This window comes from Streptomyces sp. NBC_00667, assembly GCF_036226825.1.
Classification (GTDB): Bacteria; Actinomycetota; Actinomycetes; order Streptomycetales; family Streptomycetaceae; genus Streptomyces.
The window spans coordinates 5,877,569-5,903,939 of sequence record NZ_CP109022.1 but is presented as its reverse complement, the minus strand read 5'-3'; the positions used below and the strand labels follow the sequence as shown (position 1 = coordinate 5,903,939).

23 protein-coding genes are annotated in these 26,371 nt (G+C 72.6%); 9 read left to right on the top strand and 14 right to left on the bottom strand.

Going from position 1 to position 26,371, the window contains the following annotated elements:
• Positions 1–104: 104 nt before the first annotated feature.
• From OHA81_RS27050 to OHA81_RS27040, 3 genes are read right to left on the bottom strand one after another with little or no spacing between them, the layout of a single operon-like run.
• Complete coding sequence (locus tag OHA81_RS27050) at positions 105–845, bottom strand: succinate dehydrogenase/fumarate reductase iron-sulfur subunit (protein ID WP_329200084.1); 741 nt, start codon at positions 843–845, stop codon at positions 105–107.
• Positions 842–2,806 carry a fumarate reductase/succinate dehydrogenase flavoprotein subunit gene (locus tag OHA81_RS27045; RefSeq protein WP_329200082.1) on the bottom strand — a complete coding sequence of 655 codons (1,965 nt, stop codon included), beginning with the start codon at positions 2,804–2,806 and terminating at the stop codon, positions 842–844. Before OHA81_RS27045 ends, OHA81_RS27050 begins: the two co-directional genes overlap by 4 nt.
• A gap of 1 nt (position 2,807) precedes the next feature.
• Positions 2,808–3,512, bottom strand: coding sequence for a succinate dehydrogenase cytochrome b subunit (locus tag OHA81_RS27040; RefSeq protein ID WP_329200080.1), 705 nt, complete (start codon positions 3,510–3,512; stop codon positions 2,808–2,810).
• A 94-nt stretch (positions 3,513–3,606) separates the two neighbouring features.
• Between OHA81_RS27040 and OHA81_RS27035 the strand changes: the two genes are divergently transcribed.
• Entirely contained in the window at positions 3,607–4,485 is an 879-nt protein-coding gene (locus tag OHA81_RS27035) for a LysR family transcriptional regulator (RefSeq protein ID WP_329200078.1), read from the top strand.
• A 45-nt stretch (positions 4,486–4,530) separates the two neighbouring features.
• On the opposite strand, the gene OHA81_RS27030 is transcribed toward OHA81_RS27035, so the two are convergent.
• Positions 4,531–5,193: a TetR/AcrR family transcriptional regulator gene (locus OHA81_RS27030; protein ID WP_329200076.1), complete on the bottom strand. Its 663-nt coding sequence runs from the start codon at positions 5,191–5,193 to the stop codon at positions 4,531–4,533.
• Between the two features lie 106 nt (positions 5,194–5,299).
• Here OHA81_RS27030 and OHA81_RS27025 point away from each other — a divergent pair, with 106 nt between their 5' ends.
• Positions 5,300–6,367 carry an FAD-dependent monooxygenase gene (locus OHA81_RS27025; protein ID WP_329200074.1) on the top strand — a complete coding sequence of 356 codons (1,068 nt, stop codon included), beginning with the start codon at positions 5,300–5,302 and terminating at the stop codon, positions 6,365–6,367.
• Between the two features lie 92 nt (positions 6,368–6,459).
• Here OHA81_RS27025 and OHA81_RS27020 read toward each other — a convergent pair whose 3' ends face one another.
• Positions 6,460–8,613, bottom strand: coding sequence for a putative bifunctional diguanylate cyclase/phosphodiesterase (locus tag OHA81_RS27020; RefSeq protein ID WP_329202567.1), 2,154 nt, complete (start codon positions 8,611–8,613; stop codon positions 6,460–6,462).
• 128 nt (positions 8,614–8,741) lie between these two features.
• Complete coding sequence (locus OHA81_RS27015; RefSeq protein ID WP_329200072.1) at positions 8,742–9,572, bottom strand: SAM-dependent methyltransferase; 831 nt, start codon at positions 9,570–9,572, stop codon at positions 8,742–8,744.
• A gap of 799 nt (positions 9,573–10,371) precedes the next feature.
• Here OHA81_RS27015 and OHA81_RS27010 point away from each other — a divergent pair.
• The 3 genes from OHA81_RS27010 to OHA81_RS27000 all read left to right on the top strand — a co-directional run bounded on the left by OHA81_RS27010 (position 10,372) and on the right by OHA81_RS27000 (position 12,215).
• The gene (locus OHA81_RS27010; RefSeq protein ID WP_329200070.1) at positions 10,372–10,596 is read left to right on the top strand and encodes a hypothetical protein; all 225 of its coding nucleotides are present in this window, start codon (positions 10,372–10,374) and stop codon (positions 10,594–10,596) included.
• 30 nt (positions 10,597–10,626) lie between these two features.
• Positions 10,627–11,397, top strand: coding sequence for a bestrophin-like domain (locus OHA81_RS27005; RefSeq protein WP_329200068.1), 771 nt, complete (start codon positions 10,627–10,629; stop codon positions 11,395–11,397).
• Positions 11,398–11,609: 212 nt separating this feature from the next.
• Positions 11,610–12,215: a hypothetical protein gene (locus tag OHA81_RS27000; RefSeq protein WP_329200066.1), complete on the top strand. Its 606-nt coding sequence runs from the start codon at positions 11,610–11,612 to the stop codon at positions 12,213–12,215.
• A gap of 104 nt (positions 12,216–12,319) precedes the next feature.
• On the opposite strand, the gene OHA81_RS26995 is transcribed toward OHA81_RS27000, so the two are convergent.
• On the bottom strand, positions 12,320–12,832 hold the full coding sequence (locus OHA81_RS26995; RefSeq protein ID WP_329200064.1) for a hypothetical protein: 513 nt from the start codon (positions 12,830–12,832) through the stop codon (positions 12,320–12,322).
• Between the two features lie 352 nt (positions 12,833–13,184).
• Here OHA81_RS26995 and OHA81_RS26990 point away from each other — a divergent pair, with 352 nt between their 5' ends.
• Complete coding sequence (locus OHA81_RS26990) at positions 13,185–13,850, top strand: class F sortase (RefSeq protein WP_329200062.1); 666 nt, start codon at positions 13,185–13,187, stop codon at positions 13,848–13,850.
• A 31-nt stretch (positions 13,851–13,881) separates the two neighbouring features.
• Here the strand turns inward: OHA81_RS26990 and OHA81_RS26985 are convergent, their stop codons facing one another.
• Positions 13,882–14,787: a polysaccharide deacetylase family protein gene (locus OHA81_RS26985; protein WP_329200059.1), complete on the bottom strand. Its 906-nt coding sequence runs from the start codon at positions 14,785–14,787 to the stop codon at positions 13,882–13,884.
• A 91-nt stretch (positions 14,788–14,878) separates the two neighbouring features.
• Positions 14,879–18,181: a bifunctional lysylphosphatidylglycerol synthetase/lysine--tRNA ligase LysX gene (lysX, locus tag OHA81_RS26980; protein ID WP_329200057.1), complete on the bottom strand. Its 3,303-nt coding sequence runs from the start codon at positions 18,179–18,181 to the stop codon at positions 14,879–14,881.
• A gap of 59 nt (positions 18,182–18,240) precedes the next feature.
• On the opposite strand from lysX, the gene OHA81_RS26975 reads away from it, so the two are divergent.
• Positions 18,241–18,702 (top strand): universal stress protein, encoded by a 462-nt coding sequence (locus tag OHA81_RS26975; protein WP_329200056.1) that lies wholly within the window; start codon positions 18,241–18,243, stop codon positions 18,700–18,702.
• A 40-nt stretch (positions 18,703–18,742) separates the two neighbouring features.
• Here OHA81_RS26975 and OHA81_RS26970 read toward each other — a convergent pair whose 3' ends face one another.
• Positions 18,743–19,945, bottom strand: a complete 1,203-nt coding sequence (locus tag OHA81_RS26970; RefSeq protein ID WP_329200054.1) for a CapA family protein — start codon at positions 19,943–19,945, stop codon at positions 18,743–18,745.
• A gap of 352 nt (positions 19,946–20,297) precedes the next feature.
• On the opposite strand from OHA81_RS26970, the gene OHA81_RS26965 reads away from it, so the two are divergent.
• Positions 20,298–20,831, top strand: coding sequence for a sigma-70 family RNA polymerase sigma factor (locus tag OHA81_RS26965; RefSeq protein ID WP_190184884.1), 534 nt, complete (start codon positions 20,298–20,300; stop codon positions 20,829–20,831).
• 210 nt (positions 20,832–21,041) lie between these two features.
• Complete coding sequence (locus tag OHA81_RS26960; protein WP_399278460.1) at positions 21,042–21,566, top strand: hypothetical protein; 525 nt, start codon at positions 21,042–21,044, stop codon at positions 21,564–21,566.
• Positions 21,567–21,576: 10 nt separating this feature from the next.
• Here the strand turns inward: OHA81_RS26960 and OHA81_RS26955 are convergent, their stop codons facing one another.
• The 4 genes from OHA81_RS26955 to OHA81_RS26940 form a co-directional block, all read right to left on the bottom strand.
• The gene (locus OHA81_RS26955) at positions 21,577–21,981 is read right to left on the bottom strand and encodes a hypothetical protein (protein WP_329200052.1); all 405 of its coding nucleotides are present in this window, start codon (positions 21,979–21,981) and stop codon (positions 21,577–21,579) included.
• 91 nt (positions 21,982–22,072) lie between these two features.
• On the bottom strand, positions 22,073–22,933 hold the full coding sequence (locus OHA81_RS26950) for an Fpg/Nei family DNA glycosylase (RefSeq protein ID WP_329200050.1): 861 nt from the start codon (positions 22,931–22,933) through the stop codon (positions 22,073–22,075).
• 61 nt (positions 22,934–22,994) lie between these two features.
• Positions 22,995–25,058 carry a SpoIIE family protein phosphatase gene (locus OHA81_RS26945; protein WP_329200048.1) on the bottom strand — a complete coding sequence of 688 codons (2,064 nt, stop codon included), beginning with the start codon at positions 25,056–25,058 and terminating at the stop codon, positions 22,995–22,997.
• Between the two features lie 7 nt (positions 25,059–25,065).
• Complete coding sequence (locus tag OHA81_RS26940; protein WP_329200046.1) at positions 25,066–26,319, bottom strand: DUF6777 domain-containing protein; 1,254 nt, start codon at positions 26,317–26,319, stop codon at positions 25,066–25,068.
• Between the last annotated feature and the right edge of the window lie 52 nt (positions 26,320–26,371).

Genomic DNA, 26,371 nt, shown 5'->3' with positions numbered 1-26,371 from the left:
CCCCGGCGCGGCGCGGCGCACGGCCCCCACGAGCCCCCGGTCGGCGGATCGCGCCCCCCTTCCGGAGGCCGGGCGGTCCCCCGGCCGCGCGCAGCGGCCGGGGGTTACGCCTTGCGGACCGCCCGGAGCCACTCCTTGTTCATCGCGGCGATCGACGGCAGCGGGATGCCCTTGGGGCAGGCGGTGGCGCATTCGCCGGTGAGGGTGCAGCCGCCGAAGCCTTCGTCGTCCATCCGGGCCACCATGTCCAGTACGCGGGTCTCCCGCTCGGGCGAACCCTGCGGCAGCACGTTCAGGTGGTTGACCTTGGCGGAGGTGAACAGCATCGCGGAGCCGTTGGGGCAGGCCGCCACGCAGGCGCCGCAGCCTATGCACTCGGCGTGTTCGAAGGCGTAGTCGGCGTCCGCCTTGGGCACGGCGTTGGCGTGCGCCTCCGGCGCGGAACCGGTGGGGGCGGTGATGTATCCGCCGGCCTGGATGATCCGGTCGAAGGCGCTCCGGTCGACGACGAGGTCCTTGACCACCGGGAAGGCCGAGGCCCGCCACGGTTCGATGTCGATGGTGTCGCCGTCGGTGAAGGCCCGCATGTGGAGCTGGCAGGTGGTGGTCCGCTCGGGGCCGTGGGCGTCGCCGTTGATGACGAGGCTGCAGGCGCCGCAGATGCCTTCGCGGCAGTCGTGGTCGAAGGCGACGGGGTCCTCACCGCGCAGGATGAGGTCCTCGTTGAGGGTGTCGAGCATCTCCAGGAAGGACATGTCCTTCGAGATGCCTTCGACCTCGTAGGAGGCCATGGCGCCGGGGGATTCGGGGTTGCGCTGGCGCCAGACGCGCAGGGTGAGCTTCATGCGTAGCTCCGCTGGGTGGGGTGGACGTACTCGAAGACGAGGTCTTCCTTGTGCAGGACGGGCGCGATGCCCGTGCCCCGGTACTGCCAGGCCGCCGCGTAGCCGAACTCCTCGTCGCGGCGGGCGGCTTCGCCGTCCGGGGTCTGGGACTCCTCGCGGAAGTGCCCGCCGCAGGACTCGGCGCGGTGGAGCGCGTCGAGGCACATCAGCTCGGCGAGCTCCAGGTAGTCGACGATGCGGTTGGCCTTCTCCAGCGACTGGTTGAACTCCTCGCCGCTGCCGGGGACCTTGATCCGCCTCCAGAACTCGTCGCGGATCTCCGGGATGCGGACGAGGGCCTTGCGCAGTCCGGCGTCGGTGCGCGCCATTCCGCAGTACTCCCACATCAGTTCGCCGATCTCGCGGTGGAAGGAGTCGGGGGTGCGGTCGCCGTCGACGGCGAGCAGTTTCGCGAGGGTGTCGCGGGTTTCGCGGACGGCGGCCGCCGCCTCGGGGTGGGTGTCGTCCACGGTGTCGTGGTGCGGGTTGCGGGCCAGGTAGTCGTTGATGGTGGAGGGCAGGACGAAGTAGCCGTCGGCCAGGCCCTGCATGAGCGCGGAGGCACCCAGACGGTTCGCGCCGTGGTCGGAGAAGTTGGCCTCACCGATCGCGAACAGGCCCGGGACGGTGGTCTGGAGGTCGTAGTCGACCCAGAGCCCGCCCATCGTGTAGTGGACGGCCGGGTAGATCCGCATGGGGACTTCGTACGGGTTCTCCGCGGTGATCCGCTCGTACATGTCGAAGAGGTTGCCGTACTTCTCGGCGACCTTGTCCTTGCCCATGCGACGGATGGCGTCCGCGAAGTCCAGGTACACGCCCTGGCCGCCGGGGCCGACGCCGCGGCCCTCGTCGCAGACGTTCTTCGCGGCGCGGGAGGCGATGTCGCGGGGCACGAGGTTGCCGAAGGAGGGGTAGATCCGCTCCAGGTAGTAGTCGCGCTCGGCTTCGGGGATCTCGGCTGCGGGGCGGTTGTCGCCCTTGGCCTTGGGGACCCAGATGCGGCCGTCGTTGCGCAGGGATTCGCTCATCAGCGTGAGCTTGGACTGGTGGTCGCCGGTGCGCGGGATGCAGGTGGGGTGGATCTGGGTGAAGCAGGGGTTCGCGAAGTAGGCGCCGCGCCGGTGCGCCCGCCAGACGGCGGTCGCGTTGGAGTTCATGGCGTTGGTGGAGAGGTAGAAGACGTTGCCGTAGCCGCCGCTGGCCAGCACGACGGCGTCGGCGTAGTACGTGCTGATCTTCCCGGTGATCAGGTCGCGGGCGACGATGCCGCGCGCCACTCCGTCGACGGTGATCAGGTCGAGCATCTCGGTGCGGGCGTGCATCTCGACGTTGCCGGCGGCGATCTGCCGGGACAGCGCCTGGTAGGCGCCGAGGAGCAGCTGCTGGCCCGTCTGGCCGCGTGCGTAGAAGGTGCGCGAGACCTGGACGCCGCCGAAGGAGCGGGTGTCGAGGAGACCGCCGTACTCGCGGGCGAAGGGGACGCCCTGGGCGACGCACTGGTCGATGATCTCGACGGAGATCTGGGCGAGGCGGTGGACGTTGGACTCGCGGGCGCGGAAGTCGCCGCCCTTGACGGTGTCGTAGAACAGGCGGTGTACGGAGTCGCCGTCGTTGCGGTAGTTCTTCGCGGCGTTGATGCCGCCCTGGGCGGCGATGGAGTGGGCCCGGCGCGGGGAGTCGGAGTAGCAGAACTGGACGACGTGGTAACCCTGTTCGGCGAGGGTCGCGCCGGCCGCGCCGCCGGCCAGGCCGGTGCCGACGACGATGACGGTGTGCTTGCGGCGGTTGGCGGGGTTGACCAGCTTGGCCTCGAAGCGGCGGCGGTCCCAGCGGTCGGCGATGGGGCCGGCGGGCGCCTTGGTGTCGGCGATGGGCTCGCCGGTGGTGTAGGCGGTGTAGTCGCTGTTGTCGGTGTTGCTCATCTCAGCTCACCACTCCGGTCATGACGGCGACGGGCACGGACGCGAAGCCCGCGAAGAGGACGAGGGCCAAAACGTTCGCCAGGAACCTGAGGGAGCGCTCGCGCCGGGCGTTGCCGGCCCCGAGGGTCTGGGCGGCGCTCCAGAAGCCGTGCCGCACGTGCAGGCCGAGCGCCGCCATGGCGACGAGGTAGATCGTGTTGCCGTACCAGGTGGAGAAGGTGGCGAGGACGTTCTGGTAGGGGTGGCCGGCCCACGCGCGCGCGTTGACGGTGAGCGTGGTGAGGTCGAGGAGGTGCCAGACGATGAACAGGGCGAGGATGACGCCGCCCCAGCGCATGGTGCGGGTGGCGTAGCTCGCGCGGCGCCGCTTGTGGGCGTACTTGACGGGGCGCGCGTTGATGTCGCGGCGGCTGAGCTGGTAGGCGCAGGTCCCGTGGGCGACGACCGCGGCGACGAGCACGACGCGGACGATCCACAGGGCCCACTCGTGGTGCAGGAAGGGGGATCCGAGGGTACGCAGCCAGTGCGCGTAGCCGTTGAACTCCTCCGGCCCGAAGAAGATCTTCAGGTTGCCGAGCATGTGGACGACCAGGTAGCCGAGCATGATCAGGCCGGAGACGGCCATCACGGACTTCTTGCCGACGGTGGAGTCCCAGAGCGTTCGCGTGGTGGACGGCCGTCGATCCGTCCGCGGTGCCAGAGCCATGGGACGACGGTAGGGACCCCCGTCCTGAAAGGTCCAAGACATGATGGAGCTGCATTCGATAGGGAATGCCTATGTAGGGCGCTAGCCTGGGGTGATGCAGTTCCAGCAGCTCCTGTATTTCGTGGCCGTCGCCGAGACCCGGCACTTCACCCGGGCGGCGGAGCGGGTCCATGTGGCCCAGCCGTCGCTCTCGCAGCAGATCAGGGCCCTGGAGCGGGAGCTGGGGGCGGAGCTGTTCAGCCGGGCGCGGGGCAACATCGCCCTCACGGATGCGGGAGAGGCGCTGCTTCCACTGGCCCGGCGGATCCTGGCGGACGCGGACACGGCGCGGCTGGAGGTGCAGGAGCTGGCGCAGCTGCGGCGCGGGCGGGTGCGACTGGGAGCCACGCCGAGCGTGTGTACGGGGTTGCTGCCGGACGTGCTGCGCGCCTTCCACAGGGCGCACCCGGGGATCGAGTTGCTGATCGAGGAGAGCGGTTCGCTGGATCTCGTACGGGAACTCGCGCGCGGGGTACTGGACCTGGCCTTGATCGCGCTGCCGCTTCCCCCGTCGGCGCCCGCGCTGACGACGGTGGAGCTGCTGACCGAGGACCTGGTGGTGGTCTCGTCGACGGACCGGCCCGCGCCGGGCGGGGGGCGGCCGCTGACCGTCGCGGCGCTGCGCGAGGAGCCGATGGTGATGTTCCGGCACGGCTACGATCTGCGGGACCTGACGGTCGCGGCCTGCCGGGCAGCGGGTTTCGAGCCGGTGTTCACGGTCGAGGGCGGCGAGATGGACGCGGTCCTCGGCTTCGTCCGTGCGGGGCTCGGTATCGCGGTGGTCCCTGCGATGGTCGTCGAGCACGGCGGCCCCGGCCTGCGCGCCACCCCGCTCGCCGGCTCCCCGCTGCGCCGCACGATCGCCCTGGCCCACCGCACGGACGTGGCTCCCCCGCGCGCGGCACGCGAACTCAAGCGGATGCTGCTCTCCTGACGCCCGCACGCACCGGCCACGGGCCGGCTCCCGGCGCGGCGCGGGTCAGGACCGGCGTGGGGGCAGGGCCCGGTCGAGGCCGTCGGCCAGCATCGCGAAGGCCTGTCCGGCGTCGGCGACGGCGGTGGGATAGGCCGCGTCGGCGCTCTGCCCGGCGGCGAGGCGGCGCCAGTTCTCGCGGCCCAGTTCCTGTCGGACGGTCACCAGGTGCTGCGCCGCCAGCCGCGCGACGAGCGGGGCGACCTGCTCCGCCTCCAGCACCGCGGCGAGCAGCTCCACCTCGCGGGCGGTGTAGTGCTTCAGCCGGGACTCCAGGCTGGCGGTGGTGTAGAGCAGGTTCTGGAACGCGAGCACGTTCGGGTGGTCGCAGAGGCCGGTGATCGGATCGCGCGCGGCGAGCGCCGCCAGGAAGTGCGCCCGCACGGCCCCGACCGGGCTCTGCCCCGCCTCGCGGTCGCGGACGACGCGGGCGGCTTCGTCCTGGTGGTCGGCGAACCGGTCGAGCACCAGGTCTTCCTTGGTCGGGAAGTAGCGGAACAGGGTGGGTTTGGAGACCTCCGCCGCGGCGGCGACGTCGGCCACCGAAACGGCGTCGAACCCCCGCTCCATGAACAGCTCTATCGCCGTGGCCGCCAGTTGCTGCCGCGTGCGCAGCTTCTTGCTCTCGCGCAGGCCTGGTGCGCCGGTCGCGCCCGTCGTGTCTTCCATGCCCCCGAGCGTACCACGGAGATGTGACTCGGTTAATTTCATTACCCGGTTGCTTTTTCGCTCGTCGGCGGCTTTCCTTGGACCAACGACGAGGAGAGGAACTCCCATGACCGACGTACTGATCGCGGGCTCCGGCCCCACCGGACTGACCCTGGCCTGCGACCTCGCCCTGCGCGGTGTCGCGGTCCGGGTCATCGACCAACGCGCAGCGCCGCACCGCGAATCGCGCGGCAAGGGACTGCAGCAGAGCAGCCTGGAGGTCTTCGAGGCCCTCGGCGTGGCCGGTGCCGTGACGGCCGCGGGCAGCCGGGGCGTGGTCCTGCGCAAGTACTTCGACGGCGAGCACGTCACCGACACCCCGGTCGGTGACGGCGTGCTGATCGGGCAGTGGCAGATCGAGCAGGTCCTGCGCGACCGCCTGGCCGGGCTGGGCGTGCACGTCGAATACGGCTCCGCCCTCGCCGCGGTCACCCAGGACGCCGACGGCGTACGGGCGGAGCTGGCGGACGGCGGCGTGATCGCGGCCCGGTACCTCGCGGGATGCGACGGCGGGCGCAGCACCACCCGGCGCCTGCTCGGCATCCCCTTCGAGGGAAGTACCCGCGAAGAGCCGGCGATGGTTCTCGGGGACGTACGGGCGCCCGGGCTCAGCCGGGACTTCTGGCACCAGTGGTTCACCTCGGAGGGCGGCGGGATACTGCTCTGCCCCATGCCGGGAACGGACAGCTTCCAGCTCCAGGCCGCACCCGAGCCGGACGGCGCGGGCGGCTACCTGCCACCCTCGTTGGAGGGCTTCCAGCGGATCTTCGACCGGTGCGCCCGGGTGCCCGGGATCCGGCTTGCCGACGCCACCTGGCTGTCCAGCTGGCGGGTCAACGTACGGGTGGCTGCCCGCATGCGGGAAGGGCGGGCCTTCCTCGCCGGGGATGCGGCGCACGTCCACCCCATAGCCGGCGGACTGGGCATGAACACCGGCATCCAGGATGCGGCCGCCCTCGCCCGGACGCTGGCCGCCGCGCTCGCCGAGCCGGGCCGGCCGGACCTGCTGGAGACGTACGAGGCGGAGCGGCTGCCGGCGGCCGCGGAGGTCGTGGCCGACACGGAGCGGCGGTGGGACCGGGTCGTGGACGCCGTCCGCACGCCCGGCCGGGGGACGGAGGTGGGACGGGACTGACCCCGCACCTCGGCCCCGCTCCCTCGGACCGCTGTGACGCGGCTGAGGCTCCGGGCCCCCGGTCCCGACCCGGCTCGGGACCCGAGTACGCGTCAGGAGTGCGTGGGCACGGCGTCCGAGAGGGACAGCGCGTAGATCCGGTCCGGAGAGCCGGGGCGCGCGTAGTACCATCCCTGGGCCGTGTCGCAGCCGAGGTCGCGGAGCTGGGCCGCCTGGACGCCGGTCTCCACGCCCTCGACGGTGACGGCGAGTTCGAGGCTGTGGGCCAGTGCGACGATGCCTTCCACGATCTTGAGGTCGACAGGATTGGCCGGCTGCTGCTGCATCCCCTGCGTGAACGAGCGGTCCAGCTTGAGCACGCTGACCGGCAGGCGGCGCAGGTTGGCCAGGTTGGAATAGCCCGTGCCGAAGTCGTCCAGGGCGATGTCCACGCCGAGGGCGGCGAGCCGGCGCAGCGGTTCGAGCAGTTCGTCGTCGGCGCCGATCAGCGCCGACTCGGTGACCTCCAGGCACAGCGTGCCTGGGGCGAGGCCGGAGGCCTCCAGGACGCGGACGGTGTCGGCGACCAGGCCGGGATGGTGCAGCTGCGTCGGCGACAGGTTGACGTTGATGCGCAGGGAGGAGCCCGCGTGCTGGCGCTGCCAGTTGCAGGCCTGGCGCACGGACTCTTCGAGGACCCACCGGCCGAGGGGCACGATCAGCCCCGTGCGCTCGGCGAGCGGGATGAAACGGTCGGGTCCCAGCACCCCGTACTGCGGGTGCGACCAGCGCACCAGCGCCTCCGCCCCGTGCACGCTGCCGTCGTGCATGTGCACCAGCGGCTGGTACTCGATGAAGAACTCGCCGCGCTCCAGGGCCGCGGGCAGCGCGTTGGTCAGGCCGTGCCGGGTGATGGCGCGGGCGTCGGCCTCCTCGTCGGCGAACTCGAAGCGGTTGCCGCCCGCCGCCTTGGCCCGGTACATCGTGATGTCGGCGCTGCGCAGCACCTCCGCCGGGGTCCGTTCGCCCGCCGGGCCCTCGACGATGCCGATGCTGCCCCGGACCGTCAGCTCCCGCCCCTCCAGCCGGATCGGGGTGGACAGTGCGGACAGGACCCGGACCGCCAGTTCGGTGACGTTCTCCTCGGTGTCGTGGCCGGTGGTCAGCGCCACGAACTCGTCGCCGCCGAGCCGTGCGACGACCTCGCCCGGTCCCGTGGCGCAGCTCTGGAGCCGGTCGGCGACCTCCACCAGCAGCCGGTCGCCCGCCGAGTGCCCCAGGCTGTCATTGACCGCCTTGAACCCGTCGAGGTCCAGGTAGCACAGGCCGAAGCGGGGCCCGCCGGCCCCGCTCAGGGCCTTCTCCAGCCGCTCGAAGAACAGCGTCCGGTTGGGCAGGCCCGTCAGGGCGTCGTGGGTGGCCTCGTAGCGCAGCCGCAGGTTCAGCAGCCGGCGTTCGGTGGTGTCCTCCATCAGGGCCAGCTGGTACTGCGGGCGGCCTTCCGCGTCCCGCAGCAGCGACACCGTCAGGTTGGTCCACAGGACGGTCCCGTCGTTGCGGTAGTAGGGCTTCTCCACCCGGTAGTGCTCGCGTTCCCCGCGGACGAGTTCCCCGTACATCCGCCAGACGTGCGGGGTGTCGTCGGGGTGGCCCCACTCGCTGACGTTGCGGCTGCGGACGTGTCCTTCGAGGCCGCCGAACATCTGGAGCAGCGTGTCGTTGACCTCCAGGACGTTGCCTTCGAGGTCGGCGATGCCGATCCCGATGGCCGCCCCTTCGAAGACGGCCCGGAAGCGTTCCTCGCTGGCGTGCAGTGCCTGCTGGGCGTCGGCGCGGGCGGTCAGCGCGGAGCGGGCGATGGCCTCCTGCTCCTTGAGCGTGCGCTCGCGCAGGGCCCGGGCGAAGCCGGCCGCGATGCCGTGCTGGAGCCGGGCGCAGCGGGACCGGTACTCCTCGGTGCTCTCCGCCCCGGCGCCGTCGGGGCCGCAGTACAGCACCAGGTACGACTCGACGACCCCCAGGGTTCCGGCGAGGGCCTCGGGGTCGGTGCAGTGCACGGCGACGAGTTCGGCGCCCACCCGCTGGGCGGGCGAGGCGTCGAAGGGCCGGGCGTGCAGGGCCTCGGTGAGCGTGCGGGTCAGCGGGACCAGGTGCCGTTCGAACTCGGGGCGGGTCAGCGAGGTCGCCGTGACGGGGAAGATGGCCCGGCCCCAGATGGTCGCGAAACGCGCGATCCGGTCCTCCAGCCCGCTGTGCTGCTCCCGCACGGCCGCCCGGCCCGCATGCGGGCCGGGCGGCGTGTCGCGGGCCGAGGTGTCCTTCGGCGTCACGGTCCCGGCCTCCGGTGGACGGGCCGGGCTCGGGCTGACGGGCGGTGGGGTCGGGGCCGGGAGTCTCACGCCTTGCGTCCCACACCGGCGAAGCCCGAGAAGGCGAACGGGTCCTCCGGCGTGTCACCGTCCGCAGGGGTTTCGGTGCGGTCCGGGCGCCAGTCCGGCATCGACACCAGACCCGGTTCCAGCAGTTCGAACCCGTCGAAGAAGCGGGTGATCTCCTCGCGCGTGCGCATGACGAGGGGGTTGCGGATGTCCCGGTAGACGCCGACGGCCCCGACCGCGACGTCTTCGGAGAGCGGGATGCCCTCGTAGGAGGCGTGCGTGAGGATCAGCATGCTGCCCGGGGCGAGCGCGTCACGCAGCTCGGCGACGGCGGCGTACGGGTCGTCGGAGTCCTCCAGGAAGTGCAGGACGGCGACGAGCAGCAGGGCGACGGGACGGCTGGGGTCCAGCAGCCGGGCGACTTCCGGGGCGCCCAGGATGTCCTGCGGCTTGCGCAGGTCGGCGGAGACGACGCCGGTGCGGTCGTCACCGGCCAGGACGGCCTGGCTGTGCGCGACGGCGACCGGATCGTGGTCGACGTAGACGACACGGGCCTCGGAGGTGGCCTGGCGGGCGACCTCGTGGACGTTGCCGAAGGTCGGGATGCCGGAGCCGATGTCGAGGAACTGGGTGACGCCCTCGGCGACGGCGTGGCGCACGGCGCGGCGCATGAACGCCCGGTTGGCCTGCATGATCTTGGGAAGCCCCGGCAGGAATTCCATGGCGCGGCGGGCCGCCTGACGGTCGACCTCGAAGTTGTGCGAGCCGCCCAGGTAGTAATCGTAGATGCGGGACACGCTCGGCACCGATATGTCGATGCCTGGCGGGGCCCAGGCGGGGCGCTCCATCGGGGTCTCCAAGCCGTAGTCGTGCCGTGGTCCGGTCCGCGGTCGGTCGGGAACCGGACTCCTGTCCGAGCCGAATGTACTGATCATTGGCCAACGGAGCGAGTAAAAGCGGAAATTGGCGATCCGTTCTTGGTCACACACCTAACCCGGGCGGGGGTCACAGCGCCCTACATGACAGAAACCGACAAATACCTTTTGAGAATTGACCGGACTGTCATGGAAGACGCTCAAAAGCTGGCTCAAACCACTACGGTCCGAACTCCGCCCGTTCAGGCGAACCCGGGCCGACGCCCGCGTGCGCAGGCGCGCGCGGGCCCATGCTCCCGGGGTGAACAGAGCATGTGCCCGGCGCCTGCTGGCGGTACCGGTCCTGGTGTGGGCGGCGATGTCCGCCACACCGGCCGTGGCCGATAGCCGCGCCCACACGTCGATCGACCCGTGGGACGGCGCGGGACCCGCCGGGGTGTCCGCGGCCGCCCACAGCGGCTGGGCGGTGGCCGGCCGGGGTGGCGGACATCACGGAGACGGCCGCGCAGACGGCCACGGAAACGGTCCGGCAGACGGCCACGGAAGCGGACACGGAGACGGGCACGACGGCCACGGCTGGGGCCACCACCACCACTGCCCGCCACCCCCTCCGCCGCCCTGCCCCCCGAAGCCGACCCCGCCACCGACCCCGACGCCCACCCCCACGCCGACTCCCCCACCGCCTCCCCCCTCCCCGAAACCCACGCCGCCACCACCGAAACCCACCCCGCCGCCGCCCGCGCCGCCGAAGCCCGCGCCGCCACCCCCACCCGTGGCCGCCGCGCACCCCGCGCCGCCCCCGCCCGAACCGGCCCCGGAGCCGGAGCCCACTCCCCCGCCGAGGGTGACGCCCCCGCCCGCCCCCAAGCCGGTGGCCCGTCCCGCGTACCACACGCCGTCCCGCAAACCGCCCGCACACCACATCTCGCCGGTCACCTTCACGCTCATGACCGCGGCCCCCGCGGTGCTCGCGATCGTCGCGCTGCGCCCCCGCTAGGCCCACCCCCATCCCTTGTTTGGAGTCATCGTGTCGGAATGGCTCGTCCTGTCCCTGGCGATGGCCGCGGCCTGCGCCGTGGTGCTGACCATCGCCTTCTTCAACCACCGCCGGATCAGCGAGGACGACGATCCCAACGAGACCCCGGACGTCATCGAGTACATGACGATGATGATCGGGGTGATCTACGCGATCGTCCTCGGCCTGGCGATCGCCGGCGTCTGGGAGGGCCGCGGGGCCGCCCAGGAGTACGTGCGCCAGGAGTCCCAGGCCCTGCACGAGATCAGCGTCCGCTCCGAGGTCTATCCCGCCGATGTCCGCAAGACCATCCGCTCGGACGTCGACGCGTACGTGACGTACGTGGTGGACACCGAATGGAAGGAGATGGCCGACCACGGCGAGATCACCGACCGCAGCGGACAACTGCTGGAACGCATCCGCCGGGACGTCACGGACTACGAGCCGAAGACCGACCACGAGGGGCAGGCGTACCAGCCGCTGGTCGACCAGGTCGCGGCGGTGGACGACGCCCGCAACGCCCGCGGCCAGAGCGCCCAGGCCACCATGCCCGGCGTGGTGTGGTTCGGCCTGATCGTGGGGGCGCTCGTGACGGTGGGCCTGATCTTCACCCTCCAGATCCGGCGCTCGTTCCGGGAACTGCTGCTGGCGGGGCTGTTCAGCGCGCTGATCGCCTTCCTGCTGTTCCTGATCTGGGACTTCGACGCGCCCTTCGGACGGGGCATCGCGGCCACCGCCGAGCCCTTCTTCGCGCAGTTCCCGCACCTGGGGCTGAGCGACTGAGCGCCTCGGGCGTCCCGAGAGGTGCAGCCGGCCACCCGGTAAACCGGGGACGGGGCCCCCGTCCCCGGTTCGGCCCATCGTTGTGACCCGTTCGCCCGTTCCTGATCGCGGGCACCCGGGCCCCGGCCTAGCGTGACGGACGTCGAGGCGCACGTCCTTCCACGTGCGGAAACCATTCCGCGGCTGCTCCTCGGGGATCCGGAGAATCACTCATGGGTGCGATACGCAGCTCCGCCACAGCCCTGCTGAGCGCCGGCGCCACCGGCGTCGTCCTCGCGCTCGGCCCGGCGGGCACCAGTGCCGCCACCGCGGCCGAGGCCCAGCCGGTCACCTCGTTCGCCTTCGCCATCACCCCCTCCACGGTCGCCCCCGGCGGCCAGGTGGTGCTCTCCGTCAGCGGCTGCAACTCCGCCTTCGCCACCTCCTCGTCCGGCGTCTTCGACACCGTGAGCATCGCGCGCGGCCAGACCGCCCGGGTCACCGTCGACCGGGACGCCCGGCCCGGGGCGCTGTACTCCGTCACCTTCACCTGCAACGGCGAGACCGGTTCGGCCGACCTGACCATCGCCGGTGGTACGAGCCGTCCCACCACGAGTTCGACCGTCGGTCCCCCGCGCCGCCTCCCCTTGCCGCCCACGGCCCCCACGGCCCCCGCGGCCCCCGCCTCCGGCACCGCCACCCTCGGCGTGCGGGGCGGCCTCGGCGGCAGTGTGGCCGGGATGGACCTCCTGGAGTTCGGCGTCGGCGCCGGCTTCGTGCTGGCCGCCGTGGCCGGTACGGGCTACGTACTGCGCCGCCGCTCCTCGCGCGGCCACTGACCGTGGCGGACGTCCCTGCCGAGCGGCGGGAAACCCACGCGCCCCGAGCCCTCGTCAGGACTCGGGGCGACCGCGGTGCCGGGCTGACCGTGGAGGTCGGCCGGTCAGGCCCGGCTACCGATCGGGCGGCGACGGCGCATCACGTGGATGCCCGCGCCGAGGGCCGCCGTGGCGACGAGACCGGAACCGATGGCGGTCTCGGTGGCGGACGGGCCGAAGGAGCCGCCGATACCGCCCTGGGCACCGTTGCCTTCGAGGATCGTGAAGCGGTGCGTGGCGACGAGGCTGCTGTCGTTGCACCTGACGGACAGCGTCTGGTGGCCGGGAGAGGCGTGGTTGAAGATGCGTACGGTCGCGAATCCGATGGACCCGGCCGACAGTCTCGTCTCGGGAAAGTTGCCGTGCGACCAGACCGTGCCGCCGTGGGTGCATCCGGCCGCACTGACCTGCATCGTGGAGCCCTGGTGCACGGAGTACGGGTTGACCGTGACGTTGCTGGGACCGTTGCCTCCGCCCAGCGGCGGCCCGCCCGCCGGGTTCGCCGAGGCGAAGGGTGCGCTGAGGGCGACGGCGGCGCAGGCAGCCGCGGTCACGGTGAGTGCGCGCAAAACACGCATGGTGGAACCTCCAGCGGGAAGCGCCCCGGAGCGGTCGCCCGGGATGATCGACGAGAACGCCTCCCATCACGAACCCTCGGGGCGGCTCGCAACCAGCGCATTTCCGGCTTTGGGCCGCCCGGTTGAGCGACACGCCGAACAGCCGGAAGGGTTTCTGACGGATCCGCAGGTCACGACCCGTCAGGCATTTATGTGACGATTACCTGGATGGGCGCACCCCTTCCGGCCCCACCACCCGTTCGCCCGTCCCCGATCGCCGTCCCGGCCGTGCACCCTTAGCGTGCGTGAAGAAGGGCGTACAGGGGAGGGACTTGCACGCGGGTCGGGACCCCCGCGTCGGGAAGGGAGAGCCATGACCGAGGACGAGGGTGAGCAGCGGCGGAGGAGGCGCTCTCCGTGGGGACCACTCGCACTGGTCCTGCTCACCGGCCTCGCCATGATGCGCAACGGCGTGAACCTGAACGACGGGCCGCCACAGCCCGCCGCCGCGGCGGCCGTCGCGGTACGGCCCGACCAGGCGGCCGTGGCCCCGCCCGCGCCGCCGCCGGACCTGGAGGTGCTGGAGCACTCGTCGGTGCAGCGCATCCGGATCCCGGCGATCAAGGTGGACGCGCCGGTGATGACGGTCGGGCTGGACGCGCAGGGCTTCATCGACGCGCCGCCCCCGCAGGACCCGAACCTGGCCGGCTGGTACCTCAACGGTATCTCCCCGGGCCAGCAGGGCTCGGCGGTGATCGTGGGCCATGTGGACAACGCGCAGGGCCCGGCGGTGTTCTACGGCCTGGGCTCGCTGAACAAGGGCCAGCACATCGAGGTGGAGCGGTACGACGGGCGCACGGCGGTGTTCGAGGTGTACGGCGTGGAGGTGTTCTCCAAGGAGACCTTCCCGGGGGCCCGGGTGTACGGGGACACCGGCCACCCGGAGCTGCGCGTGATCACCTGCGGCGGCGGCTACTCGAAGGGCCGGGGCTACGACGGCAACGTGGTGGTGTTCGCCCGGATGGTGGAGGCACGCTGAGGGCCCCCGGGCGGGGGCCCGGCCCCCGCCCTCAGTGCGGCCGCGCCGCCGGGAAGACGGGGAGCGTCATCCGGTAGCCCCTGGCGAGCAGCTGGGGCAGGTACGTTTCGAGCGCCTCGACGCTCTGGGAGCGGTTGCCGCCTGCGTCGTGGGACAGCACGATCACTCCGGGCGCGGCGCCTGCCAGTACGCGGGAGACGATCGTGGTGGTGCCCGGTTCCGTCCAGTCGAGGGTGTCGACGGTCCAGGCGAGGGGCTCCATGCCGAGCTCCGCGCCGATCTCGAAGGCGGCCCGGTTCCAGGCTCCGTAGGGCGCCCGGAACCACTGGGGAGCCGTACCGGTCGTCTGCTCGACGACCTCGCTGGTGCGCTCGATCTCCGCGGCCAGGTCGGGGCGTCCCAGGGTGGGGATGAGCGGGTGGGTCCAGGTGTGGTTGCCGATGAGGTGGCCCTCGGCGGCCATCCGGCGCAGCAGGTCGCGGTTGTCGGTGGCCATCTCCCCGCAGACGAAGAACACCGCGCGGACCCGGTACCGGGCGAGGGTGTCCAGGATGCCGGGCGTGTAGCGGGGGTCGGGGCCGTCGTCGAAGGTGAGGAGCATCTCGCCGGACCGGCTCGTGCCTGCGGGCAGTTCCAGGATGGGCCGGGTGCGGACCGCGGGCTTCACCGCGGGCGGCCGGGCCGGGGCCTGCGCCGTCATCGGGGACAGCCGGTAGCTGTTGGGCGGGAGCCCCCGGGCGCGCAGGGCGGGGGCTCCCGGCGCGCCCCGGCCGGCCGCGCCCGCGCCGCCGGGTCCCGGCGCCGGGCCGGCCCCGCCGCCGGAGGCGGGGGTGTCGCTCTCGCCGCCGGTGATGAGGGAGACGGCTGCCGCGGCGCCGAGGAAGGCGGCGGTGCGCAGGAGCACGCGTCGCCCGACTGTCGGCTCGTCATTTTTCATTCTCAACTGGTATCAACGTCATGGGTTGAGACGCCCGCAGGCGCGATGGCGCCGACTGCCCGTCACCCGCCCGGCGCAGCCGGGGGGCCGGTCAGCCGCGTCGTACGAGCGGGAACGGAAGCGTCTCGCGGATCGTCAGACCGGTGAGGAACATGACGAGCCGGTCCACGCCGATGCCGAGCCCCCCGGTCGGCGGCATCGCGTACTCCAGCGCGTCCAGGAAGTCGTTGTCGAGCTCCATCGCCTCGGGGTCGCCGCCCGCCGCCAGCAGTGACTGCGCGGTGAGCCTGCGGCGCTGCTCGACGGGGTCGGTGAGCTCCGAGTAGGCGGTGCCGAGCTCGGTGCCGAAGGCGACCAGGTCCCAGCGTTCCGCCAGCCTCGGGTCCTTGCGGTGCTGCCGGGTCAGCGGGGAGACGTCGGTCGGGAAGTCCTTGTAGAAGGTGGGCAGCCCGGTCTTCTCCTCCACCAGCCGCTCGTACATCTCCAGCGCCACGTCGCCCCGGGTGTCGTCGGGCGAGTGGGGGACCCCGGCCCGGTCGCACAGGCGGCGCAGCGCCCGTTCGTCGGTGTCGGCGTCGACCTCCTCGCCCAGGGCCTCGCTGATGGCCCCGTACATCGTCTTGACCGGCCAGTACCCGGAGATGTCGTGGACGACGAGTTTGCCGTCGGCGTCGGCCTTGTGGGCGAGGGGCGAGCCGAAGGCGGCGGTGGCGGCGCCCTGGATCAGCTCGCGCGTCAGGTCGAGCATCACGTCGTAGTCCGCGTACGCCTGGTAGGCCTCCAGCATGGTGAATTCGGGATTGTGCTTGTAGGAGACGCCTTCGTTGCGGAAGGTGCGCCCCATCTCGAAGACCTTTTCCATGCCGCCGACGCAGAGCCGTTTCAGGTACAGCTCCGGGGCGATGCGCAAGTAGAGGTCGAGGTCGTAGGCGTTGATGTGGGTGCGGAAGGGGCGGGCGTTCGCCCCGCCGTGGATCTGCTGGAGCATCGGGGTCTCGACCTCCAGGTAGCCGCGGTCCAGGAGCCCCTGGCGCAGGGCCTGCACAGCGCTGGAGCGGGCCCGTACGACGTCGCGCGCGTCCGGGCTGGCGACCAGGTCGAGGTAGCGGCGCCGGACGCGGGCCTCGGGGTCGGAGAGGCCCTTGCGCTTGTCGGGGAGCGGGCGCAGGCACTTACCGGTGAGCTGCCAGGAGTGGACGACGACGGACAGCCGGCCCGTCCGGCTGGCGCCGACCTCGCCGGTCGCCACCACGTGGTCGCCGAAGTCGACCTGTGAGGTGAAGGAGTCCAGTACGTCCGGGCCCGCCTCGTCGCGGGTGAGCATCAGCTGGGTGTCGCCGGTCCAGTCCCGCAGTACGGCGAACACGACGCCGCCGAGGTCCCGTACGACCATCACCCGGCCCGCGAGGGTGACCTGTTCCCCGGTCCGGGTGCCGGGCGGGTAGCCGGGGTGGGCTTCCTCCAGGCGGGCGACGGTGTGGGTGCGCCGGGGGACGCCGACGGGGTAGGGGTCGGTTCCGGACGCCCGGATCCGGTCCAGTTTGGCGTGCCGGACCCTGACCTGCTCGGGCAGCCGCTCGACCATCGCCCGTTGGCCCGCCTCCGCCACGAGGTCCAGGCCGAGGGAGTCGATGGAGGGCAGGCCCTCGGTGGTGGCGGGCGCGGTGAGGCCCTTGGGGTGGGCGTTGCCCCACAGCTTGCGCAGGCTCGGTACGGAGACGAACCCTTCGGCGATGCCGGAGGCGAGGCTGACCCGGGCGAGGGAGCCGGCGTCCTGGTAGCACAGGAACCGCGGGTACCACTCGGGGCCGTACTTGACGTTGGAGCGGTACAGCGCCTCCAGCTGCCACCAGCGGGAGAAGAACAGCAGCAGCCTGCGCCACAGCCGCAGGACCGGCCCCGCGCCGATCCGGGCGCCCTCCTCGAAGGCGGAGCGGAACACGGCGAAGTTGAGGGAGATCCGGCGCACGCCCAGTCCGGGTGCGGCGGCGCAGAGCTGGGCGACCATGAACTCCATGACGCCGTTGGGGGCGGTGCGGTCGCGGCGCATCAGGTCCAGGGAGATGCCGTCCTTGCCCCAGGGGACGAAGGACAGCAGGGCGATCAGCCTGCGCTCGGCGTCGAAGGCCTCGACGAGCAGGCAGTCGCCGTCGGCAGGGTCGCCGAGCCGGTCGAGGGCCATGGAGAAGCCGCGTTCGGTCTCGGTGTCGCGCCAGGTGTCTGCCCGGTCCACGATGGTGCGCATCTCCTCCTCGGAGAGGGCGGAGTGGCGGCGGATGAGGGTGGTGGCCCCGGTGCGCCGGACGCGGTTGACGGCCTGCCGGGTGACGCGCATGTCCCGGCCGTCGAGGTCGAACTGGGCGACGTGCAAGATGGCCTCGTCACCGAGCTGGAGGGCGCCGAGCCCCGAGCGGGCGTAGGCGGTCGCGCCGTCCTCGGAGGCGCCCATGACGGCGGGCTGCCAGCCGTAGCGGCGGGCCACGGCCAGCCAGGCGTTGATGGCGGGGGTCCAGGCGGCGGGGTCGCCGACCGGGTCGCCGCTGGCGAGGCAGACGCCTGCTTCGACGCGGTAGGTGACGGCGGCCTTGCCGTTGGGGGCGAAGACGACGGCCTTGTCCCGCCGGGTCGCGAAGTAGCCGAGGGAGTCGCTGCGCCCGTAGGCGCCGAGGAGCGCGCGGATGCGGGGTTCCTCGTCCCCGTGCAGGGCGGCGGTCAGACGCTGGGAGCGGAAGAGGGCGGCGGCCGCGTTCAGCAGGGCGAGCGCGCCGAAGAGGCCGAGCACGAAGGACAGCGGGCGGGGCGGGCGGCCGTCGAAGCGGCGGTCGGAGAAGAGGCCGCCGAAGACCTCCTTCGCGGCCCAGTCGAGCCACTGGCCCTTGGGCAGGGTCCCGGGGAACAGGGCGACCAGGCCCCACCCGGCGAGGACGGCGAGGAGCAGCCCCAGCCCGAGGACGAGCATCGCCCGCCAGAACGCCCCGGGCCGGGAGGCGGCGTAGAACTCCTGGCGGGCGGCGATCAGGAGGGCGAGGGCGGCCGCGGCGAAGGCCAGGGAAACACCGCCGACCCAGTACTCGTCGGCCGCGATGAACAGGACGTCGACCAGGATCAGCAGGGCCAGATAGGTGACGACGATCCACCAGGCGACCTTCTTGCGGGCGCCGAGGGCGGCGGCGAGCAGGAAGAGGAAGACGGCGTAGGCGAGGTTCGCGCTGACGGGGATCACGAAGTCGTCGAGGAAGCGCACGACGGGGCGCAGCAGGCGGCGCAGTCCCGGGGAGAGGGACAGCAGGGCGCACAGCAGTCCGAGGGTTGCGAAGAACGCCCCGGACGCGTCGGGGACCCGGTTCAGGAACCGGTTGCGGGTCCCCCGGGCCTGCTCCGCGGTGGCACTCATGGTTCGCACTGTAGGGAGGGCCGGGCCGGTCCGCGCGGCGACGGGATAATCTCGGGGACGTGACGGAGCACGTGGGTACGGGATTCGAACGCGGTACGGACGGTCCGAAGGTGGTGCTGGCCGGGGTCGACGGCTCGGAGTCCTCGCTGCGGGCAGCGGCGTACGCGGCGGGGCTGGCGAGGCGGCAGGGCGCGCTGCTGGCGCTGGTGTACGTGCAGCCGGTGATGGCGGCCGGTGCCTCGCTGGGCGCGCCGGTGGCGGATACGACGGAGGAGATCGCGCAGGGCCTCGTCGCGGAGATCCGTGCGGCGGCCGAGCGGCTGAGAGGCATCTTCGAGGTGCGCTGGGAGTTCCACACCTTCCGCGGCGACCCGTACGCCGGTCTGGTGGACGCGGCGGATGAGCTGAAGGCGGACGCGGTGGTGGTGGGGGCCTCCGAGCAGGCCGGGCACCGCATCGTCGGCTCGGTGGCGGTCAGGCTGGTCAAGGCGGGCCGGTGGCCCGTCACGGTGGTGCCGTAACGGGCCGGGGCCGCGGGGCGGGCGCCGTACGAGGCGGGTGCTACCTGCCCATGGTCAGGCCGTCCTTCGCGGCGCCGCGGCTGAGGACCGCTTCGCTGATGGCGTCCCGCGCGGTCTCCCAGTCGTCGTTGCCGGGCTGCTTGGCGAGGCCGTCGGGAAGGTTGACGACCCTCCAGGGTGACTCGTCGGTCATCTGCGGGACGAACTCGGCTTTGGTGACCCGCCAGCGCTGTCCCGCGGCGGCCGGCGGGGCGAAGGTGAAGCGGCCGAGGGAACCGTAGTTGCCGCGCGGGTCCCGCTCGCCGGTGTGGTTGAACATCTCGCCCGCCACCTGGTCGCCCATGCCGTAGATGATCCAGGTCCCGTTGACCTTCTCGTAGGGCTGGGGGATGTGGGCGTGCGTGCCGAGGATCAGGTCGATGTCGGGGCGCCCGGCGGTCTGCGAGGCGGTCAGGGCCTTGCCCAGCGACAGCTGGGTCTCGTCGGGCTCGGTCTGCCACTCGGTGCCCCAGTGCACGCTGACGAGCACCACGTCCGCGCCCGCTTTCCGGGCGGCCCGCGCGTCCGCGATGATCTTGTCCTGCTTCATCAGGTTGACGGCCCACGGCTGCCCGTCGGGCATCGGGTAGCCGTTCGTGTCGTACGTGTAGGCGAGGTGGGCGACCTCGGCGGAGCCGGCCCGGTAGCGGGTGACGGTGGCCGCCTCGGCGGCCGTCCGGGCCGAACCGGCGTGCTTGAGGCCGGCCTTGTCGAACGTGTCGAGCGTGCGCCGCACGCCGTCGGCGCCGTCGTCCAGGGTGTGGTTGGAGGCGGTGGAGCAGCCGTCGTAGCCGGTGGCCTTGAGGCCGTCGGCGATCTGGGGCGGGGACTTGAAGGCCGGGTAGCCGCTGAACGGGCCGCCGTCCTCGCCGTAGACGGTCTCCATGTGGCACAGGGCGAGGTCGGCGGCGGACACCACCGGTCTGACGCCGGCGAACATCGGCCGGAAGTCGTAACCGTCGCCCTCGGCGTCGGTGGCGCCCTGCCGGATGATCGAGGTGTGCGGCAGTACGTCGCCGCTCGCGACCAGGGTGAACCCCTTGGCTCCGTCCGGGGTGGCGGAGCCGCCGGTGGAGGTCCCGGGGGCGTGGCCGCGGGCGAGGCGCGCGGACGCGGGCTTCCCGGTGGCGGAGCAGGCGGCGGCCGTGGCGGACAGCAGGAGGGCAGACAGCAGGGCCATGGCCTGGCGGGTGCGCTGGGTCATCTGTACCGGCTCTCGCTCGGAGGGACGCTCCGGACACCTGCGACACCTGGTCACTCAGGACCCGGAAATTCGTAGGACTATCTGATGAGCTGAATTCACAGAAGGCGACGTCGCAAGTCAAGGAACGGCGCCGCCGCGGTGGGGCCGGTTCACCCCCACGGCCGTTCGCCGCGCCGTTCGACCGTTCACCGTGCGGCGCGGCCGCCCACCGGAGGACCGGGGTGCTTGGGCGCAACGGCCGTGCCGGACGGTTCCCGGGCGGCCCCGTGCAGGTCAGGGTGGATCCGTCGGACCCGAGACGGGCGCCGGGACGGTCCCCGGCAGACCCGGCGAACAGCGGAAGGAGCCACTCGTGCCACCCTCCTCCACCCTCCGGCGTACGGATCCCGAGGCGCTGGCCGAACTCCAGCGCGAGCACGGGCGGGCGCTGTTCGGTTTCCTGGTCGGCCTGACGGCGGGGGACGCCCAGCGGGCCGAGGACCTCGTCCAGGAGACCCTGGTACGGGTCTGGCAGCACCCGGAGGTGCTGGCCAGCGGGCACGACTCCATGCGGCCGTGGCTGTTCACGGTCGCCCGCCGCCTCGCGATCGACGCGCGCCGCGCCCGGCTGTCGCGGCCGCAGGAGGTGGATCCGGACGGTCTGGAGCAGGCGCCCGCGCCGCAGGACGCGGTGGCCGGTTCGGTGACCGCGATCGACGTCAGGCGGGCCGTGGGCAGTCTGGGGCCGGAGCACCGCGAGGTGCTGATGCAGGTCTACTTCCGGGACCGCTCGGTGGCCGAGGCCGCCGCGGAGCTCGGCATACCGGCCGGAACCGTCAAGTCCCGTACGTACTACGCCCTGCGAGCCCTGCGCAAGGGCCTCCAGGGCTACGGCCTCGGCGCCTGAGGTACCGTCGGGACGGAGCGGCGGCGGACTGCGGCGGCGCGTCGACAGCCGGTCCGGAGAACGCCACGGATGGGCACGGACCGGACACAAGCCGCATCAAAAGTGTTATCAGTCCGGTCAAGTTGAGTAAACATCCTCCGCTCCGCGAGGCCCTCGGTGAAGGCTCGGGGCTGACGACGGGAAGCTCGACACGCGGGAGAAGGTGGAACGGTGCGGCCCGAGGGTACGAACGGCACCAGTGACGGTGGCGGTGGTGGGCTGGCGGTGCCCATGGCTTGGCTGTACGCGGAGTACATCGCCGACGAGCTGCTGCGCACGGGCCGGCTGATCCCCGTCAGCACGCTGGAGTTCCGGGCCGGCCGGGACACGCTCGCACTGACCATCTACCTCTCGGACGCGGCCGGCGAGCTCTCCGGGATCCGGGTGGTCTCGCAGCTCGACGAGTGGCTGTCGCTGACGGCCTACGGGCACCCGTGGCGCGACTGGGTGGAGACCCGGTTCCTCCAGCTCGGCGAGGAGGCCAGGGAGGACGGGCGCGAGGAGGACCCGGACCTGGAACTGGCCCGGGCGGCCTGGCGCTGGCTGGACCACACGGAGCTGTTCGCGACGAACCTCGACCCGGGACGGCACGGCCACGCGGACACCCCGGCGGGTCTGGACGAGAACGCCCGCGTCTGGACGCCCGCATGGCAACTGGGGCTTCCGCTCGGCCACTTGGCGATGCACTTGTTCTGAGGCCCGGGCCTCAGGTGCCCGCGCCACGGGCACCGGGCGCCTCGGCGGGGTCGGTGACGAGCCCGGTGAAGTCGGCCTCGTTGCGCTCGGCCCGGGTCACGTACCAGCGGGCGATGAGCCACATCACCGGGTACACGAGCAGTCCCAGCGCCACCCAGACCAGCGGTCCCGACGCGACCCGGGGCAGCAGGAACACCAACGGCAGCACCCCGACCAGCAGCGCGAGTGCGCTCAACGCGCAGAGCGCAGCCCGGAGCTGACTGCGCATCAGGGCGCGGACATAGGTCGCCCCGACGCTCGTCTGCTCCGAGATCTCCGACCGCGCCGGCGTGTGCGCGGGCGCCCTGCGCCGCACGCCCCGCGCCACCCCGGTCACGACCTCCCGCCGCCCCACCGCCTGCTGCTCCTCGGCCATGCCCCGGAAGTCTACGCAGCGCACCCGCTCCGAGCAGTTCGAAGCGTCCGGGCCTCGCCGGGCGGTGGGGCGGTGGGGCGGTGGCCGGGGGCTACTTGAGGAGTCGGGACAGGCGGCGGTCCGCGAGCGGTTTGCCGCCGGTCTGGCAGGTGGGGCAGTACTCCAGTGAGGAATCGGCGAAGGACACCGACCGGATGGTGTCCCCGCACACCGGGCACGGCTCACCCGCGCGGCCGTGGACCCGCAGGCCGCTCTTCTTCTCGGCCTTGAGCCGTCCCGCCGCCACCCCGTGGGCCCGCTCGACGGCCGTGCGAAGGGTTTCCCGGACGGCCTCGTACAGGTGCGTCACCTGGTCCTCCTCGAAGGAGGCGGCGAGCTTGAACGGCGAGACCTTCGCGGCGTGCAGGATCTCGTCGCTGTAGGCGTTCCCGATGCCGGCGATGACGCTCTGGTCGCGGAGCACGCCCTTGATCTGCCGCCGTTCCCCCGCCAGCAGGGCGGCGAACGCGTCACGGTCGAAGCCGTCGGCGAGCGGGTCGGGTCCGAGCCGGGCGATGCCGGGGACCTCCTGGGGGTCGCGGACCACGTACACCGCGAGCCGCTTCTGGGTGCCGGCCTCGGTGAGGTCGAAGCCCCCGCCGCCCTCCAGGACGACGCGCAGCGCCAGCGGCCCCTTGCCGGGGCGCGGCGGCTGGGCGGGCAGGGTGTCCTGCCAGCGCAGCCAGCCGGCCCGGGCCAGGTGGGTGACGAGGTGGAGTTCGCCGATCCGCAGGGCGAGGAACTTCCCGTACCGGGTGGTGGACCCGGCCGTCTGCCCTTCGAGGGCGGTGAGCGGGGGCTCGTACGTCTTGAGCACGCTGACCGCGAGCGGGAGGACGCGCTCGACCACCCGCCCGCCCAGGTGCTCGTCGAGGAACTCCCTCAGGGCCTCGACTTCGGGCAGCTCCGGCATGCTCCCAGCCTGCCGTCACCGCCCGCGGAACGCGAGCCGTGCACCGGCCCCGGTCGGCGGGCTACCCCAGCCCGAACTCGCACCACACGCACTTGCCGCCGCCCCTGGGGTCCACGCCCCACACGTCCGCCAGCCGGTCCACCAGCATCAGGCCGCGCCCCGAGACGCCCCCCTCGCCCGCATCGCGGCGCCGCGGCAGCGCGCTGGAACGGTCCTCGACCTCCACCCGCAGCCGCCGCCGGTCGCCCGGCAGGACCCGGAGCGTCACGATGGCCGGGCCGTCCGTGTGCATGAGGGCGTTGACGATCAACTCGTCCGCGACCAGCTCGATCTCGTCGGCCCGCTCCCGCGCACCCCATGCCCGCACGGCCGCGCCGATCATGTGCCGGGCCGCGACCAGGGCTTCCGGGTCCGCCGGCGCCACGTGCTGCTGGAGCCGGCCGCCGCCCTGCGGCGCGTCGGGCACCTGGCGGCGCAGCAGGAGCAGCGCCATGTCGTCGTCACCGCCGCGCTCGTCGATGACCCCGCACAGCTGGTCCGCGAGCTTCTGGAGGTCCGCGGGGCCGGCGCACACGAGCTCCGTCAGGTGCCCGATCCCGTCGTCGAGGTCCGTGCCGGGCTGCTCGACCAGTCCGTCCGTGCACAGTAGAAGCGTTTCTCCCGGATCCAGTTCGCAGGTCGTGACGGCGTACTCCAGCCGGCCGAACTCCGCCGACAGCCCCAGCGGCATCCCGCCCTCCACGGCCAGCCGGCGGCAGTCCCCGTCGCGGCTGCGCAGGAGCGGGTCGAGGTGGCCGGCCCGCACCAGCTGGAGCACGCCGGTCGCGAGGTCGGCCTCCACGTAGGTGCAGGTCGCGAAGCGGTCGGTGTCCAGCTCGTGCAGGAACACCGAGGCACGGGCCATGACGGTGGCCGGCGAGTGTCCCTCGGTGGCGTAGGCGCGCAGCACTATGCGCAGCTGGCCCATCACGGCGGCCGCGTGCGTGTCGTGCCCCTGGACGTCGCCGATGACGGCCCCGACCCGGCCGCCCGGCAGGGGGATGACGTCGTACCAGTCGCCGCCGATGTCCTGGCCCATGCGCGCCGACCGGTAGCGGACCGCGATGTCCGCGCCGGGGACGGACGGGATCCGGCGGGGCAGCATCGCCTGCTGGAGGCCCTCGGCGAGGTCGTGTTCCTGCTCCAGCAGCATGGCCCGTTGCAGGCTCTGCGCGATGCTGCTGCCGAGGGCGACCAGCAGGTTGCGCTCCTCCTGCGTGAAGCCGTCCTTGTCCTGGTAGAGCAGGCCGATGGCGCCTATCGGGCGGGCCTGGGCGATCAGGGGCAGGTAGGCGGCGGCCGAGATGTCCATCTCGGAGATCTTCGCCCAGAGGTCGGGGTAGCCCTCGGCGAACTCCTTCGCGGAGTCCAGGAAGCGGGGCTGGAGCGAGCGGACGACCTCGCTCATCGGGTACTGCTCGTCGATGCGGGTGTACCGGGTACCGGGGACGAAACTGCCTTCCGGGCCTTCGGCCACCAGGTGGATGCGGCCGGCCTCGACCAGTCCCATGACCATGCCCATCGAGCCGAGCCGTTCCAGGCCGTGCGCGTCCCCGAGGGCGTCGATGACGTCCTTGACGGTGCGGGCGTGCGCGAGGGCGGCGGTGGTGCTCTCGACGACCGACGTCTGGCGGCGGCGCTCCTCGTCCAGTCCGAGCCGTTCCGCCGAGTGGCCGAGTTCCTCGGTCGCGTCCCGGACGATGCCGATGATCCGGTACGGGCGGCCGTCGGGGTCGCGCATGACGCGGCCCTGGGTGTGGGTCCAGCGGAGCGTGCCGTCGTGGCAGCGGATGCGGAAGTAGGCGCCGTAGCTGTCCACGCCGCTCTTGAGGGCGCTGGAGACGAGCCCGTCGAGCCGGGCCGCCTCGTCGGGCGGCACGCGGGCGGCGAGGGTCTCGGGGCGGCCGTCGTACGCGCCGACGTCCGTGTCGAAGACTTCGAGGGCCGCCGCGTCCATGTGCATGAGACCGGTGAGCAGGTCCCAGTCAAAACTGCCCATCCGGTTCAGCGAGAGCGACCGGTCCGGGTGCGCGGGCCAGTCGTCCGGCAGCGATACGGCGGTCGGCACCGGTCCACCATGACACACCCGCCGGTCAGGCGCTCTCCCTGGAGGGGACCGGGTCGTAGGGCTGCTGGGGGTCGGGCGTCAGGTACGGGTCGTAGGGCTGCTGCGGGTCCGGGGGGAGGTACGGGTCATAGGGCGCCGAAGGGTCGTACCCGTGCGGGTCCGCCTGCTCCGGTGCCACGCCGTCGGGCCCCGTCGGCAGCCCGGGGTCCGCGTACGGCGGCACTGCCTGCGGGGCATCTTGCGGGGCGTCCTGCGGCAGGCTCGGCGCGGGGCCGTCCGGGAGGTCCGGGGGCAGCGCGGCGGGAGGGTCGGAGCGCGGCGGGGACGGCGGCTTGGGCAGCGGCCGGGACGGCTGGACCGGCCGGCTCTGGCCGGTGGGCGGCGTCGGTTCCGTGGGGCCGCCGGGGCCGGTCGGGGCGGCGGGGCCCTCGGGGGTGAGCGGGCCGCTCGGGATGCTTTCCGCCGGGTCGTAGGGGGGCAGGCCTTCGGGGGTCTTGTCCTGGGCGCCGTCGTCGCCGGTCCTGCGCTCCAGCCAGGTGTTGTCGGCGAGGTTCACGAGCACGAGGTGGTCCAGCTGCTGGACGGTCGGCTCGATGACGATGACCTGGTTGGCCTGGTAGCCGTTCCAGGGGTCGCCCTTGATCACCGGGTTCCCCTTGGGCGCGCGGGGCGGGGAGAGGGGGTTGCCGGAGCCGCAGCGGACGCGCGGCATGCCGTGGTCGTCGACGAGGACGGCCGTCCCGGCCTGGAGCACGGACTGGAAGGCGGCGGCCCGGCCGCCTTCCTGGAAGCCGTGGCTGGTGACCCGGGTGTCGGCGCGCAGGACGACGGGGGTGAGCGCGCGCAGGAAGTCGCCGATCTTGTCCTGGGCGATGCCGGAGGCCTCGGCGAAGGCGCCCGTCTTGGCGCTGTCGGCGGTGATGAGGCTCGACTGGTGTTCCACGTCGCAGCTGCCGAGCCGCTGGATGCCGCCGTACAGGCCGGGGGTCGCGGCGTTGACGGTGCGGATGCCCTGGCCGCTCTGGTTGGGCAGCGGGGGCTGGGCGGGGGCCGATTCCCCGGTGGCGGTGGAGGTGGTGAAGGGGTCCGGTCCCGCGGAGCCGACGGGCTGCAGGTGTACCTCCTGGGTCTGCGGGCCGGGAGCGCTCACGGGTTCCTCGGATCCTCCGCAGGCGGTGGCGAGCAGCCCGAGCAGGCCGATGGCTGTGAAGAGGGGTGCCCGGGCCGGTGTGTGACGGCGCGGCGCCTGACGGGGTGTCGGTGCGGGCACGTCGCTCACGAGATTCTCCCTTTTCGCCCCGGTTGCTCCCTCCTGTCTGCCGTATCCGCGT